The sequence below is a fragment of the Streptomyces sp. GL_140 genome (genome assembly GCF_057834465.1).
Genome location: NZ_JBYQMJ010000002.1, coordinates 122748 through 139374 on the forward strand (window position 1 = coordinate 122748; position 16627 = coordinate 139374).

Sequence of the window (16627 nt, forward strand, 5' to 3'; positions counted from 1 at the left end):
TCGGTTCAGACCTCGGCGCACCACGCCTCTGCAGGGAACGGAAGCCGGCTGTGCCTCGTGGAGGACAGCCGGCATTGCCCGGCGATCCGGCAGGGCCGTGGACATTCAGGGTCGGGCCGGGCCCACATCAGAAGGGCTGCGAGGGTGCGGGCATTTCACCGGGAACCAGCCGTGAGCACGTCGGACACGAGTGCTTTGCCGAGAGCCTCGGCCTGAAACGCCCTCGCAGTACGACGGGTCGGACTTTCCGCGCAGCCTTCGGTAACTCCAACTCTGCCCATACCCGCTTCCCCTGCTCAGTTCGCTCCCACCCGTTTCTGAAGGCGAGCAGGTCGATCAGCTGAGTGCCGCGCCCGGACTCGTCGTCCTCGGCGGCTGCGCGTGGGACCGGCTCTCGGGCACTGGAGTCGAAGACGGCGATGAGAAGGCGGCCGGGTCGGTAACGCAGCGACACCGTCACTCTCCCCGCGGCGTGCACCACGGCATTCGCGACCAGTTCCGAAGTCAGCACGGCGATGGACTGGGCGGTCTCGCCGTCCAACACGACGCCCCAGGACCGGACCTGTTCGACAACCGCATGGCGAACAGGAGGAATCTCCTCCACCTCCCCGTGGAGAACGAAGCGGGTGACGAGTGTGGGCATGGGGGAGCCTCCGATACGGGGCCACACCTTCGCCGAAGACGGAGCCCCGAAGTCGTGCGGCTCTTCTCATTCTGCGGGAAATTGTCGGGTCGCGCAGACCTGGCGGTCACGGGGCCCGGACGGTGAGGGACGGCGTTTACCGATCAACGATCCTCCTCGGCGGCAACCAACGGTCGGGCCGAAGGTCCTCCATCGAAGAGGCCATGGTCCTCGGTGAGGCGGCACATCACGGCTTTCCCATGACCGTGATGTGTCGGCAGCTGCCGGATGCGCGACCACATCGGCCGCGCATCCGGATCACTGAGGTCCGATCACATCACCCCAGGAGGGGTGGATCAGCGGCGTTCATGCCGCGTCACCGACCGGCAACGTGCGTTCCAGGCGATCGGCCAGCAGCAGGCTGAACCGTGAAGGGGCACTCACCGTGCCGCCTTCCGCGAGGAGCGTCATGCCGTAGAGCAGTTCCACGGTCTCCTCGAGGTCCGGGGCGGATCCGCGCTCGGAGTGGGCCTTGCTCAGGCCGCGGACAAGGGAATGGACGGGGTTGAGTTCAAGGATGCGCTTGACGTGGGGCACCTCTTGGCCCATGGCGCGGTACAGGTTCATGAAAGCCGGAGTGGCGTCGTGCGAGTCCGTGACGAGGCAGGCGGGGGAGATGGTGAGGCGGGTGGAGAGCCGTACCTCCTTCACTTCCTTGTCGAGCACCGTCGCCATCCAGGCGAGCAGGCCCGCGTGTTCCTGCTGCTGCTGCTCGCGCTGGGCCTTGGCCTCCTCCTTCTCCTCCTGCGTGCCGATCTCGGCTTCTCCTCTCGCGACGGACCGCAGCAGCATGCCGTCGAACCCGGGAACGACCTCGGACCACATCCCGTCCACGGCATCGGTGAGGATCAGCACCTCGATGCCTCTGGCCCGTAAAGCCTCCATGTGGGGCGAGTGCTCGACAGCCTCCCGGGATTCACCTGTCATGAAGAAGATGTGATGCTGTCCCGGTTTCATGCGCTCGACGTACTCGGGGAGAGTCGTGAGCCTGTCCTCGCTGTGAGTGGAGGCGAAGGAGCAGAGACTGAGGATCGCCTCGCGGTTCTCGCCCTCGAGGAGTCCTTCCTTGAGTACCTGTCCGAACTGTTCCCACAACGCTGCGTAGCGCTCCGGGTGATTGGACATCATGTCCTTGATGGTGGACAGCACCTTCTTCGTCAGCCGCCGGTGGATCAGCTGGATCTGGTGATCCTGCTGGAGGATCTCGCGCGACACGTTGAGTGAGAGGTCCTGGGCGTCGACGACGCCGTTGACGAAGCGGAGGTACCGGGGCAGCAGCGACGAGCAGTCGTCCATGATGAAGACGCGCTTCACATAGAGGTGCATCCCGCGTCGGTGCGTCGGTGTGAACAGATCCCGGGAAGCATGTGACGGGATGAAGAGCAGGGCCTGGTATTCGAACGTGCCCTCTGCCTGCATGCAGATCGTCTCGAGCGGGTCGGCCCAGTCGTGACTGATGCGCTTGTACAGCTCGTGGTAATCGTCATCGGACACTTCGTCCCTGGTCCGTGACCACAGGGCCTTCATGGAGTTGATCGTCTCGGGTGCCGGCGGAGGTCCGTCAGTGCCTCCCTGCCCCTCTCCGGCGTGGTCCGCGGCATCCGGGATCAAACGGATCGGCCAGGTGATGAAGTCCGAGTACCGCTTGACGATCTCTTTGATCTTCCGGTGCGCCGTGTAGTCGTAGAGCCGGTCTTCGGTGTCCACCGGCTTGAGGCGCAGTGTGATCTCCGTGCCCTGGGGGACTGCGTCGGCCGACTCGATGGTGTACGTGCATTCGCCCGTGGAAGTCCATCGGGTGCCCTGGCTCTCGCCCGCGCGTCGTGTCAGCAGCGTGACCTCGTCGGCCACCATGAAACTGGCGTAGAAGCCCACGCCGAACCGGCCGATGAGCCCCTCCGTGGCGACCGTGTCCGGGGCCTCCCTCAGGTCCTGGAGGAAGCTCGCGGTGCCGGAGTTCGCGATGGTTCCGATGAGTTCGACCACCTCGTCGTGCGACATCCCGATTCCGTTGTCGCGCACGGTGAGCGTGCGGGCCGCGCTGTCGGTCTCGATTTCGATGTGCAGGTCGGACGGATCCGCAGCGATGCTGTTGTTGCGAAGGACTTCGAGTCTGAGCTTGTCCAGTGCATCCGAGGCATTGGAAATGAGCTCGCGCAGAAATACATCCTTGTTCGAATAGACCGAATGAATCATCAACTGCAGGAGCTGACGGGCTTCTACCTGGAATTCTAATGTCTCGGCCGACATGTTCGCGCCTTCCTCCTCGGTTTTTCGTGCGCAGAAACTTCACAGGAACCTTAGATCAGGCAATGCTCTGATCTGTGCAATGAATTGACCCGGCGGCTGTGATCGTTGCGGCGTGCAGAGTGTCCTGAACGCACTGGTCGATGGGGTGGCCGGTTCCGGGGCATGCCAATTGACAGGGGCGGAGGCGTAGTCGAATGATTACTCGGAGTGGCTGTCGGCGCTTCCGGATGCCTTCCGCAGCCTCATCATCCAGATCGGAGGAGTTTTGCCACCTCGTACGGTGTTGCGCGTCATGGCGGCGAGCCTGGCCACCGCGGCCTTGAGTGCCACCCTTGTCTCGGGTGCCTCTGCATCAACGCTTCAGGGCGATCCGCCGCGGGAACCGGGGTGTCCCAGCAGCCCTGCTGAGTCCCCGTTCAAGGATCTGAAGCTGAACGGGCTGAAGGCCGAGAAGCGGATGAACTGGCCGGGCCCGCCCTGCACGGTCAAGGTTTGGGGCCTGGCGCTCGACGGAGAAGGCATCGGCCGCCAGTACTCGGGCGGGGAGTTCTTCCTCTTTGTGAGGGGTGTGGGCCAGGTCGGCGGGTTCCTCAATGGCGACATCCTGACCCGGACCGTCTCCCGAGCGGAGCTGGTCTTCTTCACGGACGTGCGGTCGTACCCCCGCACCGAGGTCCGCTACGGGGACACCGCGTACCCGGAGCAGGCCCAGGTCGTAGCCTCGGTCGAAGTGTGCGGCCCATGAGCCGTCCGGCATTGCCTCTGCCCTGACCCGCTCGCTCATGGTGGTTGCCGCATCCTCCGAAGGGGTGACACGCGGTGCCGGAGCGAGGGCGGGCGCCCGGGGTGGCCACTAGAAGGCGGGCAGGGCCGCCTCTTTGGCGGACTCCTTCCACCTGGGCGGTCGCGAGAGGGCGGTGCGCGAGATGTCGGCTACGAAAACCGTGGACCTGCCGCCGGGGGCGGAGGCCGAGGCGAGTGGGGACGTCGCGGCCCCGGCAGCGGAAAGGGTTGCAGGCTCCATCGGGGCTCAACCTCCTGCTCCCGCCGTCATGAATGCCCGGGGCCTGGGCATTCCTGGAGCGCATGGCGCATCCGGGGGAGGCGGGACCAGGCGACAACCACGCCGGTGGCCGAGGGGTGGACGGGGCGCCGGTCTCACGCCCTACTTCACGGGTACCGTTCGTACCCCCGTTCTGCCGGGCACCGTCATCCGAGCCACTGCAGACGGCACGGTCATCGCCGACAATGTCCGCGTCACGTCGGCCGGGACCTGGGGCTTCGCCCGTAGTCCCGCCGCCGGCCCTTGGACGCCGGGCACTCATACCGTCTCGGTGACCGCCTGTCAGGGCGGGAAGCCCTCCACCCCGGCCACCATCACCTTCGACGTCGCATCCTGAAACCCGCGATACGCCCACGGCGGGGAAACCGTCGCGGATACCGCAACTGGTGCGTGCAGAAAGCCGATCCGGTGGTACGGGGGATGAACCACCGGACCGGTTCGGCATCACTTTAGACGATCAAAGCCGATGCATTCACCGGCCACGTAAGTGTGGAGGCCCGAACCCTGCGTCAGCCCGCGGAGAATGGCCAAAATGCAGCCCTGGGGATCCGGATCGAGCGCCCCGGCCAGATGCGGCGAGGCTGTGGCGAGGGGGAATCGACGACCGGTGACATATACCGGGTTCGATTTCCTCTACGGGCGAGGCGGACATGACTCATTCGACAGGCAAGAACCATGGTGTGGTGCATCGGGCGCGACGGGAGAACCTGCGCGTCGGCAGGATGGCCGTGGCCGTGCTGGCGCAGATCCTGCTGATGGTGGGCGGGTTTGGCGTGTATCTCTTAAGCCAGCTGAACGGCAGTATCGACACGGTGGACATTTCGCGGGTGGGCGGCGTGGCGAAGCCGGACTCCTCCAGCCGCAAGCCCATCAACATCCTGGCCATCGGCACCGACGCGAGGACCACGGCGGAAGACTGCAAGGCCGTCGGGGACTGCACCGAAGTCGGCAGCAACGCCGATGTGGAACTGGTGATCCATGTGTCCGCCGACCGCTCCCGCACCATCGTGATGAGCGTGCCCCGCGATACCGTCACCGACCTGCCCGCCTGCACCGACCCGGCCACGGGCGAGACCGTCTCCGAACGGCGCGGAATGATCAACAGCGCCCTGGCGTACGGGCCTGCCTGCCAGGTCGCCGCTGTCAACCGGCTCACCGGCATCCCCATCGACCACTTCATGCTGATCGGCTTCACAGGTGTGGCGAAGATGTCCGACGCGATCGGTGGAGTACCCGTCTGCGTCAGTGACGACGTGTACGACCCGTACTCGCACCTGAAGCTCTCCAAGGGTTCCCACATGCTCAAGGGAGCCTCCGCACTGCAGTTCCTGCGTACCCGGCACGGCTTCGGTGACGGCGGCGATCTGGTCCGCACCGCCACCCAGCACTTGTACATGGGCTCGATGATCCGCACGCTCAAGAGCGCCGGCGCCGGTACCAACCCAGTCACCCTGTACACCCTCGCGGACACCGCCGCCAAGGCTCTGACGGTCGACACCGGGCTCGGCAGCGCGGCAAAGCTGCTGAGCCTGGCCAGGGAACTCGACAAGGTGCCCGCCGAGAACACCACCTTCACGACGATGCCCACCGAGCCGGATCCGGACAGCAACTACCACGTGCTGATCTCGCCTGCTGCGGACAGCCTCCTCTCGGCCATCGTCAACGACCGGCCACTGGCCGAGCGCGGCCGGACCAACCCCGAGGACACCGGCTCGGACGCCGATGCCGGAGTGACGGCCACGGTGAAGGGCTGCGCACGGGTCAGCACCCTCAAGACCGTTCGGGTTCAAGGGAGGTGGATGAACCCGACAGCGGCCTACGCGCAGAGCCCTGCCATCGCGGACTCCTCGCCCTGACCCGGCGCAGCGATGCCGTGTGCTCCGTTGGCCGAATCCATCGAGGGCGTCGTGGGCCGACGTCGGATCAGTGTCCGCGGAGCCTGGTCAGCAATTTGTCGATCTCTCGCTCCGCCGCAGTGGAGAGGAGGCCGTGATGGTGCATCCACGCGTCGTTGAAGACCGTGTCCAGGTATCCCTCGCCCCCGTCATTGACGAGGGCGACCATGGTGGTGCCGGGCGGTACCAGAGGCATGCGCTTCATGGCCTCGTAGACGACACCGCCGGCGGAACCGCCGATGAGAAGGCCGGTACGGGCGACGACCCGGCAGGTCGCGAAGGCTTCGACGTCGCCGACCTTGACCCCCGCGTCGATGAGGTCGAAGTCGATCAGGGTACTGATCGCGGCCCCTTCGGGGACGCCGGTCCGGGGCTGGTGGTAGTCGTAGGCGGGGCCGCCGAACGCGGTCGACCCCTTGGGCTCCACCCCGATGACGACGAAGTCGGACAGGAGGGTGCGCAGTTCGCGGGCGGTCCCGCACAGGGACCCGCCGCTGCCGACGGCGCCGATGAGGAGGTCGAGTTCTCCGCCAAGGGCTTCGTGGAGTTCGTGTGCGACGGGGAAGTAGCCGACGCCGCTGCCGGGATTGTCGCGCTGCCCGGTGAAAACCGTGTCGTCCCGGCTTCGGGCCATGCGTTCGCAGTACGCCTCGGCGGTGGCGGCAGCGCATGACCCGCCACCATCATCGGACAGGTGGACGAGCTCGGCGCCCATGGCCTGCATGCCGCGAAGCTTGGCTGTGGGGGCACGCTGGTCGACGACCGCGGTGAAGTGGTAGCCGCGTTCGGCCGCGACGGCGGCGATGCCGAGACAGATGTCGGCCGACGCGCATTCGATGATTCGACCACCGGGCCGCAGCCGACCCTGCTCCTCGGCGTCGTCGAGCATCTGGCGGGCGATGCGGACGTCCGTGTTGCCGGTGGGGTTGAACATCTCCAGCTTCAGCAGCAGACGGGTGCCGTTGTCGGTACGGGCGAATTCCAGCAAGGGCGTGTGCCCGACGAGGTCGGATACGCGGGCGATCACGGTGGGACGCGGCAGGCGCTGCAGTGCTCCGGGCATCGAAGGCTCCTGGTGGGTGGCGTTCCATTGGAGCGCTCGGCCGCGGGCTCGGGAAGAGGACGTCGGCCGGAAGTGTGTTGTGCATGCGGGAATATTGTGAACTTGTGAATGGGGGCGGTATGTTGGGCGGAGTGCGTTCTGCCCCGGTTCCGCTGGGCATTTTCACGCCACCGCGGTGGTTCGGGAAGCAGGCCGGCGCGGGTAGGAGGGAGTCGTGCACCGAATGCCGAATACCGCTCTCCAGCTGCTGCTGGTGCAGGCGGGCTGGAATCAGAGCCAGCTCGCCGCCGCGATACGTGTGGTGGCCGCAGAGAACGGGCATGTTGTTGCATGCGACCGCTCCACCGTGTCCCGGTGGCTTGCGGGAACCCATCCCCGGCCACCCGCCTCCACGGACCTTCTCGAAGCGTTGTCACGCAGGCTTTCGCGGCCGGTTGCCGCCCGCGAGGCAGGTCTGACCCGAGCGCCCGTCGTGGTGGTCAACACGTCGTGGGACGTCGACCCCATACGCAAGATCGCTTCCCTGGCGCACGGTCAACTCGAGCGGGGCGGCCGGACTTTGCTCAGCGCGGGGGCGTACAACCGGTCGGCCCTCACCGTCCCTCTCCCGGCGGAACTCGTCGCGGGTACCAGTAGGTATCCGGTGCCCCTGTCGTCCGAACGACGGGTGGGCCGCGTAGAAGTGGAAACGCTGCGCGCCATGACGGACTTCGTCGCGGGATTGGCCGCGGCGCACGGGGGGCGGCCCCCTCTTACCGTGCTGACGGCCTATCTGGCCCGCGATGTGACCGCCTATCTCTGCGCGCCCGCCACTGAATCCGTGCACCGGCAGATCCTGTCGGCGGCCGCCCAACTCTCCATCCTGTTGGGCAACATGTGCATCGACGGGCAGGAGGAATCCCTTGCTCAGCAGTACCACCGCACAGCCGCCCACCTCGCCGCCGATGCCGATGACCTGACCACCTACGCCATCGCGCTACGAGCCATGGCCACCCATGCCCACGACCTGGGCCACCACCGCCCCGCCCTCACCCTCGCAAGACAGGCCGCCGACATCGCGGATGCCCATGCGCCCGCCATCACCAGGGCCTATGCCCAAGCTCAGCTCGCCATAGGCGAAGCCCATGCCGGGAACCGCAGTGACGCCTTGACCGCTCTGCAAGCGGCCGAACGCCTCCATGCCGAAGCCGACCAGGCGCCCGGCCCGTTCACCAGCTACCCCGCCGCCGGCCTGCACTATCAACGCTCGCGCGCTCTCAGTGCCCTTGGGGACCATGCGGGCGCCGGCACAGCCCTGGCCGCGTCGCTGCGCACTCGCGGAGACGCGGCTCGGCGCAATCGGGCCCTGACTCGCGCCCGGCTTGCTGAAACGCTACTTCAGCAAGGACTCAGGGAGGCGGCTCTCCATCACTGGCACGCCTTTCTCGATGACTACCTGGTATTGCACTCAGTGTCTGCGGCTCGTCACCTGGCCACCATGCGTCAATTGCTGCAGCCCCACCGCACCCACCCACAGGCCGCAAGGCTCCTCATGCGAGCAGCGCCCTTGTCCTAGTTGCGGCTCATGACTACCGAGCGGTCTCCGAGCTCCCCGGCCGGTTAATAACCCTTCGCAATCCAGCGGGCCCGGGTCCCCCGTGTCCAGGGGCGTGTCCCGTGACGCCATGGCCGCTGCGCGATTCCCGCCGGGGTTCGTCCCCGTCGGCCCTGACCAGTTTTGTGCCACCAACGCGTAAGCAAGCGGATCATCCATGGCCAAATGAATGCGCAGCGTTCGGCGCGGAGCGTGTCAACACGCCCTGCATATATGTATAAATCTGGACAAATAATCACAATGAAGAGGGAAGGGGTCCAGTGTGCCCGGAGCGGAAGGCGGATAGACGGCTTGTCCTGTATAGGGTGTATGCGATCTACGTCTTGCATGACCTCAGCTGTCATCCGGGCCGGGCCTGAACGTAGGGCCGGTCCTTTTCCGACTTTCCGTAGGGACGTGCACCATGCGACGCGCAACCGCTGTTCTCGCCGCTCTGACTGCTGCCACCGGCTTTGCCCTGGGCATGCCTGTCGCCGCTCACGCGGCCTCTGGATCCTTCAGTTACACCACGACGACGGACGGGGTCCGTCACAGCCTCGGCAACCCTGAAAGCGGTCAGTGCTACACCGTCGAGATAGGCGGATGGGCAGAAGGCCGGACCCGCAACGACACCGACCGCACCGCTGAGCTGTTCGACCAGCCTCACTGTCAGGGTGCGGCGAGCTCCGCGATTCCGGCAGACGACCAGACCCGGGCCCGCTTCAGGAGCGTCCGGTTCGCGAGCTGACGGAATTATCTGATGGAGAAGCAGAGCTGGACAGTGTGCAAGCCGCAAGAGATCTGCATCGACGATCCCGTTGTCGAGCTGAGGGTGGATCTCTACGGGGGGCAGTTGCTCGTTTCGGGAACGAAGGGACCTTCCAGCAAGCTGGAGTTCTTCACGTCCTTAGGTGAGCCGGTTTATGTCAGGAAAAAGCACGGCATCCTGACTGTTTCCCACTCTCGATGGCGGCGGCTGGTGGGGGTCACGAAGCGGGCGAGAGGGCGAAAGGCCGCCATGTCGCTCTCTGTCCCAGAGGGTGTCCGCGTGAAGGTCAACGCATTCAGCGCGACGACTGCTGTTGCCGGGATTTCCGGCGGAGCCCGCTTGCGGGGTATGCACGGGAGCTTCGCCGTCAGTGATGTCACCGGTGGCCTCGATGCTTTTACGAAGAACGGCGACCTCAATGTATCTGCGGTCGACGGACCCCAAGTTCGCGTCTGGACGGCGCAGGGGGATGTGAAGTTGAGGGTGGGGCACGTTACGCCTCGGGCTCGAATCATTGTGAGTTCGGAATCCGGGGACGTCTGCATAGAAGCGATGGAGGATGCAGACCTCGAAGTGAGCGCGGTCACGACTTCTGGGAACGTCTACAACGGATTCACCCATTTGAAGAAGGCCACGGGGTGCGGGCGCCGAGGCGAGGCGGTATTCGTCATGGGACGCCTCGGTGGCGGCAGCAGTACCTTGAAGGCAATGACCACCGATGGGAACATCATTCTGTCCAACATCGGCAGCTCAACCGGACCATCGGCCGGTCTGGTCCGCCCCGGCGACTGAGGCGGCCGGCCGGCATTCGCGGGCCCCCGCCCCGGCGGGGGTCCGAGGGCTCCTCGTGGTCTCCCTCACCCAATGGTGTGAGGACTCTGCGTACGAACCGGTCTGTGGCTAGAGTCAAGTGCCTGGTGAGGCACCTGGGCGCCATCCCTTCTACGGAGCGAGCATGCCGATATCGCTGTCCCCGTCCGGAAGACGAGAGTCCTCGTCCTCGTGCTCAGCCGAGGAGTACGGCGTCCTGGTGGTCGACGACCGTGCGGACAACCTTCTCGCCCTGGAACGCGTTCTGCAGCCACTGGGCCGCCGCATGCTGCGGGCCACAAGCGCTGATCAGGTACTGGGGCTCGTGGTGCGCGAGCCTGTCGCGGCGGTCGTGATGGATGTACTGACACCGCGTATCAACGGACTGGAACTGCTGGCCAAGCTTTCGCAGTTCGACCAGACCCGTCACCTGCCCGTCATCTTCCTGAGGGACGGCAGTCGAGAGGATCGCATGGCCGCGCGCGCCTACAACTTGGGTGCTGCCGGTTTCCTGACCCGCCCGGTGGACCCGTGGGCGCTGCGGGCCCAGGTACGGGCACTGGCCGACCTCTACGTGCTGCACAGGCTTGTCGCTCCGACGAGTTGAGAGCATGCCGGTCCGGGCGCGCCGGAATGCTGCGGCCGGGGGCGTTAGGGGTGATTCCACCGGCCATGGAGGTGAGGCGCCCGACGACGGCATGGCCGAACGCCCCACAAATGCGCTGCGGACCGCGCTAACACAGCCGTGATCGCCCCCGGTCGAACCTGTCAGGACTCCGGGACGCCCGTGTCGTGCTCGCGGTCAGTTGGTCTCAATTGCGCGCGGAGGCCTGGGGGTCGCTCTTCTCGCCCTGCGGCCGGCAGACGGGGCCGTGTCCCCAGAGCGGGTTCCAGTCGGTCGGGCACGGCATCAGCGTGGTGTCGGGCTCCTGCGGCCGGCAGACGGGGCCGTGTCCCCAGAGCGGGTTCCAGTGGGTCGGGCACGGCATCAGCGTGGTGTCGGGCTCCTGCGGCCGGCAGACGGGGCCGTGTCCCCAGAGCGGGTTCCAGTGGGTCGGACACGGCATCAGCGCGGTGTCGGGCACAGTGGAAACGACGAGAGGCTTGCTCGTGGCGACGTGCCCACTCGGTGCCGCCATGGCGGTGGTGGCGGCGGCGAGTGTGAAAACTCCCGCGGCGATCGCAGGAACGGCATAGCGCAGCATCATTATTGTTCTCTTTTCATGGGGAACGGAGTGGCGTTCAAGGAATGTGCCCCTGTATCGAAACCCATGGAGAGGGCTCCCGTGGATCTCCGATCACATAAGACGGAGAAACTATAAAGCCCGACCGGCGCACCCGGACCGTGAACTGCACCATCAGGCAAGGGGGGTGGCGTGAATCAATCCGTATCGGCCACAAATTCGGACTCCTGCTTCCGCCCGCCTCCCGCCATTGAATACGGCGGGGACTTCATGTCAACACCGCGCGTGCGACCGCACTTTGGCCGACCGGGGGAGAGCGGCGCAGTGCTCGGATTCCCCTCGGCGCCTCTTCATGGGATCTCATACCGGCCGAACCCCGAGTGGCCGGATGCGGCGGGGACACCACCATTGATGGGTGCACCACAACGGGACGAACGCCCGGTGCTCCCTTCGTGGCCAGAAGGTGAGATTGAGTCGTCGGCGCGGGGGTACGGATGGCAGGATTGGTCCGTACCTTGCTTCCCACCCTCGCGACGTACGCCAGTTGCACTCATGACAACGACTTCATGAAAGAGAGGCAATCCACATGTCGGGATCCCTGCACGTGACGACCGGACTCAAGGCTCAGTACGCGGCCCAGGTGGCTGCCGACTTGGACCGCAGCAGCAGGGAACAGGAACGCGTCGTCGCGGAGCTGGCCAGGCTCCAGGAGGAGCTGGTCGTGCTGCAGCACGACCACGCCCTGCTCATGAGCATGCATCAGACACTCGCCGACGGCATCCCAACGGCCGCCGGAACGGGGCGGAAGCCGGATGTCACGGCGGTGGGTCGCGTGCCGCACCAGCCTCAGGCCGAACCGAAGCCGACCGGGAGGAAGCCGGCCCCCGCGCAGGCGGCCGCCCAACCCACTGCGTCTGCCGCTGTGGTCTCCGAGGAGGCGAAGGCGCACCGGACGACCCTTGTCGGTCTTGTACACGACCACCTCCGTGCGCAGAGCGCACCCTCCTCCGCGGCTGAAGTCACCGCCGCGCTCGTGGAGGCCCATCCCGATCGTCGCATCAAGGCCACGGTGGTGCGCACCACGGTGGAAGGACTGGTCGCCAAGGGCCTGATCGACCGCATCAAGCAGGGCAAGTCCGTCTTCTACACGGCAGTCGGCAGCCACGACACCGCCGATCAGTCCCACAGCGAGCCCGCCCCGAACTGACGCCCTGCCCTGGCGGCGACGGAGGGCTCAGGCCCGGGCAGGCCCTTCGGCGCCCAAGGTGGCGTCCAGCAGGCGGTCGTCGAAGTCTGCGACGAATTGCTCATGTCGCCAGGGAGAGAGCGCCTTGCGTGCCCAATGCAGTCTCACCGCCGGAATTCGGCCTCCGACGGGGGACATGTCGATGCACTCGTGCAGCAGCTCGGCCGCCGCCCGTGGATCTCCCAAGTGCAGCCTGGCGAGAGCCTGATCACTGATGAGAATGGCGCGTTCGGCGAGCAGCAGGTGACGGGACTGCAGTGCCTGGCCGAGGTACGCATCAGCTGAGGAGACCTGCCCCACGAACAGCTCGCACACGCCTTCGAAAGCGCGCAGTCGCCAGGGCTCGAATTTCAGCGGGGAGGCACCGTCGCCCTGGGCACGGTCGACACCCAGGGCGGCCAGTCCCAATGCACCATGTGCCAACCGCTGTTCTCCCGATCGGGCTGCCATGGCCGCCTGCCATGCGTATGACCAGGCCCGGACGGTGGTGTTCTGGCCCCTGTTCGCGTCACGAACGGCAGCGTCCGTCAGAACTCGTGCCCTGCTGTGGCCGTCTTCGGAATGCAGGGCCACCATGGCGTGGGCCAGATGCACATTGGCCCGGCGCCACGGCTCCGCCAGGAGACCGGCTTCACGAGTGGCGGCGGCGTACCAGGCGCTCGAAGCGGTTTCGTCACGCAGTTCGAAGGCCAGTCTCCCCGCCAGCGTGTAGGCCGACGTGGTCGCCCTCCGCACGCTCGACTGGATGGGCTCCGGTAAGGGCAACGCCAGCACCTGCCGGCATGCCTCGACGACCGGAGTCAGCATCAGCTGCTGGCGCACGAACGGAAGGTTGTCGATCTGGGCCCCGACACTTGCCACCGCGGACTGCAAATCGGCGGCCAGCTGCTCATCCACCCGCTCGGGGCGGTCCAGGACGGTGGCCAGCATCGAGGACATCTTGGGCGAGAGGAGCGAGATGAGGCCCGTGCCCTTGTCGGAAAGGACGCGCGTCGCTGTGGATCGCAAGGCGCTGAGCGCCGCTTGGCCTATGCCCAGGTCCTCGAGCGCGTGGAGGACTTCGGCGAAGTCGGAGCCCGGCCCGAGCGCGACGTCGCCGACAGGGGTGTGGGCGTACAGGCAGCAAAGGAGCAGCTGGTACCTCTCGTCGGGCAGTGTCGGCGAGGCCGCGTTCTCCCACCGGGCAACGGATCGTTGCAGCCCCGCGACACTGGGTGTGGTGAGCGACGGGTGCCCCAAGATCCTCGCCTGCTCCCGCAGGGCGCGTGAGCAGTGGGACATGGACATGCCCCGCCTGTGCCGCAAAGCCTTGAGGGCCGCGGCCCCTCGTGCCCTGGTGTCAGAAGTCATCCCGGTCAATATGGCATGAACGAGCGGACCGGTGCGGCTGGAGTATGCCCGGGGAACAGTCTGGAGAGGCCGGAGCGGCCGATACCCGACGGTTCGTCACGGCATCAGCCGGGGGAAGTCGCGCCGGTCAGGCGAGGCGCTGTTCGTCCTCTGCGCTCTCGCATCTGGCACGCATGATCTCCCATACCAGGGCCTGGAGCTCCTGCGCCGCGGCGAGCACAGCCTGCGGATCCTTCGCGATGGCTCGCGCGGACCTCTCGTTCAGCAGGCCCACGGAGAGCGCCGTGGCCATCCGGCTGCCGTTCTCCATGGAGATGCCCCGCCGGACATCGTGGCCCGGAACGCCAGCTGTTGCGGCGACGGATGCGACAGTCGGCCGTTTGACAGTGACGGAGAGCCGGGCAATTTCCGCCGCTGTCACCCCGGGACGTCGATCAGGGCCACGATGCCCTGTGGTGTCCGCCACGTTCCGGCTCCTCCCCAGCTTTCCGCCGCAGATCTTCTGGGCCGATGCCCGCGGTACAGCTGCTTCCTGCCCGGTCACGCACCGCACCTATCGGACGGGTCGAGCCCCAGTGCGATTCGGGGTGAGGCGCATTGCCCGCTCCGGTTATCGCTGTTGGCGCACAACTTCAGCAGGATTATCCGGTGAGGGCAATATGACAACCTATGACAGGGTGTTGATCATTCGTCGCGCCGAGCCCGCTCCCGTATTTCGGCCGCGCACTTAGTAGAGGTTCGAGTGCACCACGCGCCCCCCGAGTGAGCCCTCACCATTTTCAGTTGTAAGCAGGAAACATGTAGGTCCGCCACCTGCCGCGATCGCGGCCCGAGTGTCACGCCTCCCAAGGGCTCGACACGGACGGACACGGGCCGGCCGAGCGCACCGGAGGGCCGGCGGTGGCGTATTCCGTGAGATTCATCGATTCGCATCACATCTCAGGAGGAATGTCTGTGGCCACTACATATTTAGAGGTTTTGCACCATTTTGACGCAGCGCACAGACTGCCCGCCATGGGAGGAAAATGCGCTTCTCTGCACGGGCACACCTGGCGAGTCGCGGCCCGGGTGACAGGCCTGGTGCACGAGGACGGAACTGTGATCGATTTTGGAGATATCAAAAGCAGACTACGCATATGGATCGATTCGGAGTTGGACCACGGAACCATGCTGGGCATCGAGGATCCTCTCGTTCCGCTGTTGCGCGACAACGGGACGAAGGTCTACACGCACGGCGGCCTGGTCGGCTGGTGGCCCACGGTGGAGAACGTGGCTGCTCTGATCGGGTCCGAGCTCGGCGACATGTTGAAATTCTCGAAAGTGGACGTGGCGGAAGTCCGTATAACCGAGACCGTCTCCAATGTTGCCGTCTGGTCGCCGCGATGAGCGCCCTGGAATCCCGGCGTCTGAGACTGCCGGTGAACGAAATCTTCGGACCGGTGATCCAAGGCGAGGGCCCCTATGCAGGCAGAAGGTGCTGCTTCGTCCGGCTCGGACACTGCAACCTGCATTGCCCGCCATGCGACACCAAGCAGACGTGGGATCGGACTCGATTCGACCTGTCGGTCACCTGCCCCGAAATATCGGCTGAGGAAATAGTGCACACTGCGGTGGCGCATGGGGCAGGCGACTGCATGACGGTGCTCTCCGGTGGCGAACCCCTCATGTGGCAGAAGACCGGTGCGTGGGCCACGCTGCTGGAAGGTCTACCAGGAGCCATACATGTCGAGACGAATGGGACGATCGTGCCGACTGAAACCACAGCCGCGCGCGTCGCACATTTCTCCGTCTCACCAAAAATAGACTCAAGGATGGGGGCAGCGGATCCGTACAAAATGCGGATCCGACCCGGGGTGCTTGCAGGATTCGCTGCACTGGCCTCCTGGGGCCAGGCGTGTTTCAAGTTCGTGTGCGGCACGATGGAGGACGTCGACGAGGTCGCCGCCCTTGTGTCGACCCATGAACTCGATCCGGATTCAGTGTGGATCATGCCGTTGGGGGAGACGGACGAAGAGTGGCGTCGAACAGCCCGCTCGATCACCGAGCGGGCGATTGGTCACCATTTCAATGTATCCGGTCGTCTGCACTTGACGATGGGGGTCCGATGACAGTCACCCCTGTTCGCCGCCCTTTTGGGGACGTGGACGCTGGATTGCGAGTCGAGGCGGAGGCCGGAGTCGCTGCCTTGATCCAGTTGATCGGTGACGACCCCGCCCGGGACGGCCTCGGCCGTACACCGGCCCGTGTCGTTCAGGCCGTTCTCGATATGTGCACCCCGGCCGGCCCCGATCCGGCCGCATTGTTGGCGGTTCAGTTCGATGCAAATAATGTGGATGAAATGGTCACAGTCGGGCCGATTGATTTCACCTCGGTGTGTGAACACCATCTGATGCCGTTCACCGGGAAGGCCTGGATCGGCTACCTCCCGACAGGAGGGAAGATCGTAGGACTGTCGAAACTTCCGAGGCTGCTCGACTGGTATGCGTCACGATTGCAGGTACAGGAGCGTCTCGTACAGCAGGTGACCGGTGCCATTTCAGAGCATCTCAAGGCAGACGCCGCATGCGTGATCGACGCGGCGCATGGCTGTATGACGAATCGTGGAGCGAAGAAGAGCGGTGCGCTGATGCGTACCACGTCGCTGACGGGTCGGTTCCGTGACCAGCCGGCGACCCGAGCCGAATTCATGTCGATGATCGGCCCAATCGGCTGAACAGGAATTCTTCGCTCTGTGCAAGTTTC

16 protein-coding genes are annotated in these 16627 nt (G+C 65.6%); 10 read left to right on the top strand and 6 right to left on the bottom strand.

Translation table 11 applies throughout. The annotated features are described in order from the left end of the window. Positions 1-127: 127 nt before the first annotated feature. Both AC3IYJ_RS40205 and htpG read right to left on the bottom strand, forming a co-directional pair. The gene (locus AC3IYJ_RS40205; protein WP_489403162.1) at positions 128-643 is read right to left on the bottom strand and encodes an ATP-binding protein; all 516 of its coding nucleotides are present in this window, start codon (positions 641-643) and stop codon (positions 128-130) included. A 345-nt stretch (positions 644-988) separates the two neighbouring features. Beyond that, on the bottom strand, positions 989-2932 hold the full coding sequence (htpG, locus tag AC3IYJ_RS40210) for a molecular chaperone HtpG (protein WP_489403163.1): 1944 nt from the start codon (positions 2930-2932) through the stop codon (positions 989-991). A gap of 457 nt (positions 2933-3389) precedes the next feature. Here htpG and AC3IYJ_RS40215 point away from each other — a divergent pair, with 457 nt between their 5' ends. Beyond that, the gene (locus AC3IYJ_RS40215; protein ID WP_489403164.1) at positions 3390-3677 is read left to right on the top strand and encodes a hypothetical protein; all 288 of its coding nucleotides are present in this window, start codon (positions 3390-3392) and stop codon (positions 3675-3677) included. Positions 3678-4645: 968 nt separating this feature from the next. Continuing rightward, positions 4646-5851 carry an LCP family protein gene (locus AC3IYJ_RS40220; RefSeq protein WP_489403165.1) on the top strand — a complete coding sequence of 402 codons (1206 nt, stop codon included), beginning with the start codon at positions 4646-4648 and terminating at the stop codon, positions 5849-5851. Between the two features lie 67 nt (positions 5852-5918). Here the strand turns inward: AC3IYJ_RS40220 and AC3IYJ_RS40225 are convergent, their stop codons facing one another. Further along, on the bottom strand, positions 5919-6953 hold the full coding sequence (locus AC3IYJ_RS40225; RefSeq protein ID WP_489403166.1) for a cysteine synthase family protein: 1035 nt from the start codon (positions 6951-6953) through the stop codon (positions 5919-5921). Positions 6954-7176: 223 nt separating this feature from the next. Between AC3IYJ_RS40225 and AC3IYJ_RS40230 the strand changes: the two genes are divergently transcribed. The 4 genes from AC3IYJ_RS40230 (at position 7177) to AC3IYJ_RS40245 (ending at position 10712) form a co-directional block, all read left to right on the top strand. Further along, positions 7177-8508: an NsdA family TPR-like regulatory protein gene (locus tag AC3IYJ_RS40230; RefSeq protein ID WP_489403167.1), complete on the top strand. Its 1332-nt coding sequence runs from the start codon at positions 7177-7179 to the stop codon at positions 8506-8508. Between the two features lie 442 nt (positions 8509-8950). Next, a complete protein-coding gene (locus AC3IYJ_RS40235; protein WP_489403168.1) occupies positions 8951-9274 on the top strand; it encodes a hypothetical protein in 324 nt (107 codons plus the stop codon). A 12-nt stretch (positions 9275-9286) separates the two neighbouring features. Further along, positions 9287-10087 (top strand): DUF4097 family beta strand repeat-containing protein, encoded by an 801-nt coding sequence (locus tag AC3IYJ_RS40240; RefSeq protein WP_489403169.1) that lies wholly within the window; start codon positions 9287-9289, stop codon positions 10085-10087. Positions 10088-10325: 238 nt separating this feature from the next. Then, a complete protein-coding gene (locus AC3IYJ_RS40245; protein WP_489403170.1) occupies positions 10326-10712 on the top strand; it encodes a response regulator in 387 nt (128 codons plus the stop codon). Between the two features lie 205 nt (positions 10713-10917). Here the strand turns inward: AC3IYJ_RS40245 and AC3IYJ_RS40250 are convergent, their stop codons facing one another. Continuing rightward, positions 10918-11172 carry a hypothetical protein gene (locus AC3IYJ_RS40250; protein ID WP_489403171.1) on the bottom strand — a complete coding sequence of 85 codons (255 nt, stop codon included), beginning with the start codon at positions 11170-11172 and terminating at the stop codon, positions 10918-10920. A 703-nt stretch (positions 11173-11875) separates the two neighbouring features. Here AC3IYJ_RS40250 and AC3IYJ_RS40255 point away from each other — a divergent pair. After that, the gene (locus AC3IYJ_RS40255; protein WP_489403172.1) at positions 11876-12496 is read left to right on the top strand and encodes a BlaI/MecI/CopY family transcriptional regulator; all 621 of its coding nucleotides are present in this window, start codon (positions 11876-11878) and stop codon (positions 12494-12496) included. Between the two features lie 27 nt (positions 12497-12523). Here AC3IYJ_RS40255 and AC3IYJ_RS40260 read toward each other — a convergent pair whose 3' ends face one another. After that, positions 12524-13885, bottom strand: a complete 1362-nt coding sequence (locus AC3IYJ_RS40260; protein ID WP_489403173.1) for an NsdA family TPR-like regulatory protein — start codon at positions 13883-13885, stop codon at positions 12524-12526. Positions 13886-14012: 127 nt separating this feature from the next. Next, entirely contained in the window at positions 14013-14195 is a 183-nt protein-coding gene (locus AC3IYJ_RS40265; RefSeq protein ID WP_489403174.1) for a hypothetical protein, read from the bottom strand. Positions 14196-14833: 638 nt separating this feature from the next. Here AC3IYJ_RS40265 and AC3IYJ_RS40270 point away from each other — a divergent pair. The 3 genes from AC3IYJ_RS40270 to folE are packed head-to-tail and all read left to right on the top strand — an operon-like array spanning position 14834 to position 16598. Next, positions 14834-15271, top strand: a complete 438-nt coding sequence (locus tag AC3IYJ_RS40270; RefSeq protein WP_489403175.1) for a 6-pyruvoyl trahydropterin synthase family protein — start codon at positions 14834-14836, stop codon at positions 15269-15271. Further along, a complete protein-coding gene (locus AC3IYJ_RS40275; RefSeq protein WP_489403176.1) occupies positions 15268-15993 on the top strand; it encodes a 7-carboxy-7-deazaguanine synthase QueE in 726 nt (241 codons plus the stop codon). The genes AC3IYJ_RS40270 and AC3IYJ_RS40275 overlap by 4 nt, the downstream gene beginning before the upstream one ends. Further along, positions 15990-16598 carry a GTP cyclohydrolase I gene (folE, locus tag AC3IYJ_RS40280; RefSeq protein WP_489403177.1) on the top strand — a complete coding sequence of 203 codons (609 nt, stop codon included), beginning with the start codon at positions 15990-15992 and terminating at the stop codon, positions 16596-16598. Before AC3IYJ_RS40275 ends, folE begins: the two co-directional genes overlap by 4 nt. Positions 16599-16627 lie beyond the last annotated feature (29 nt).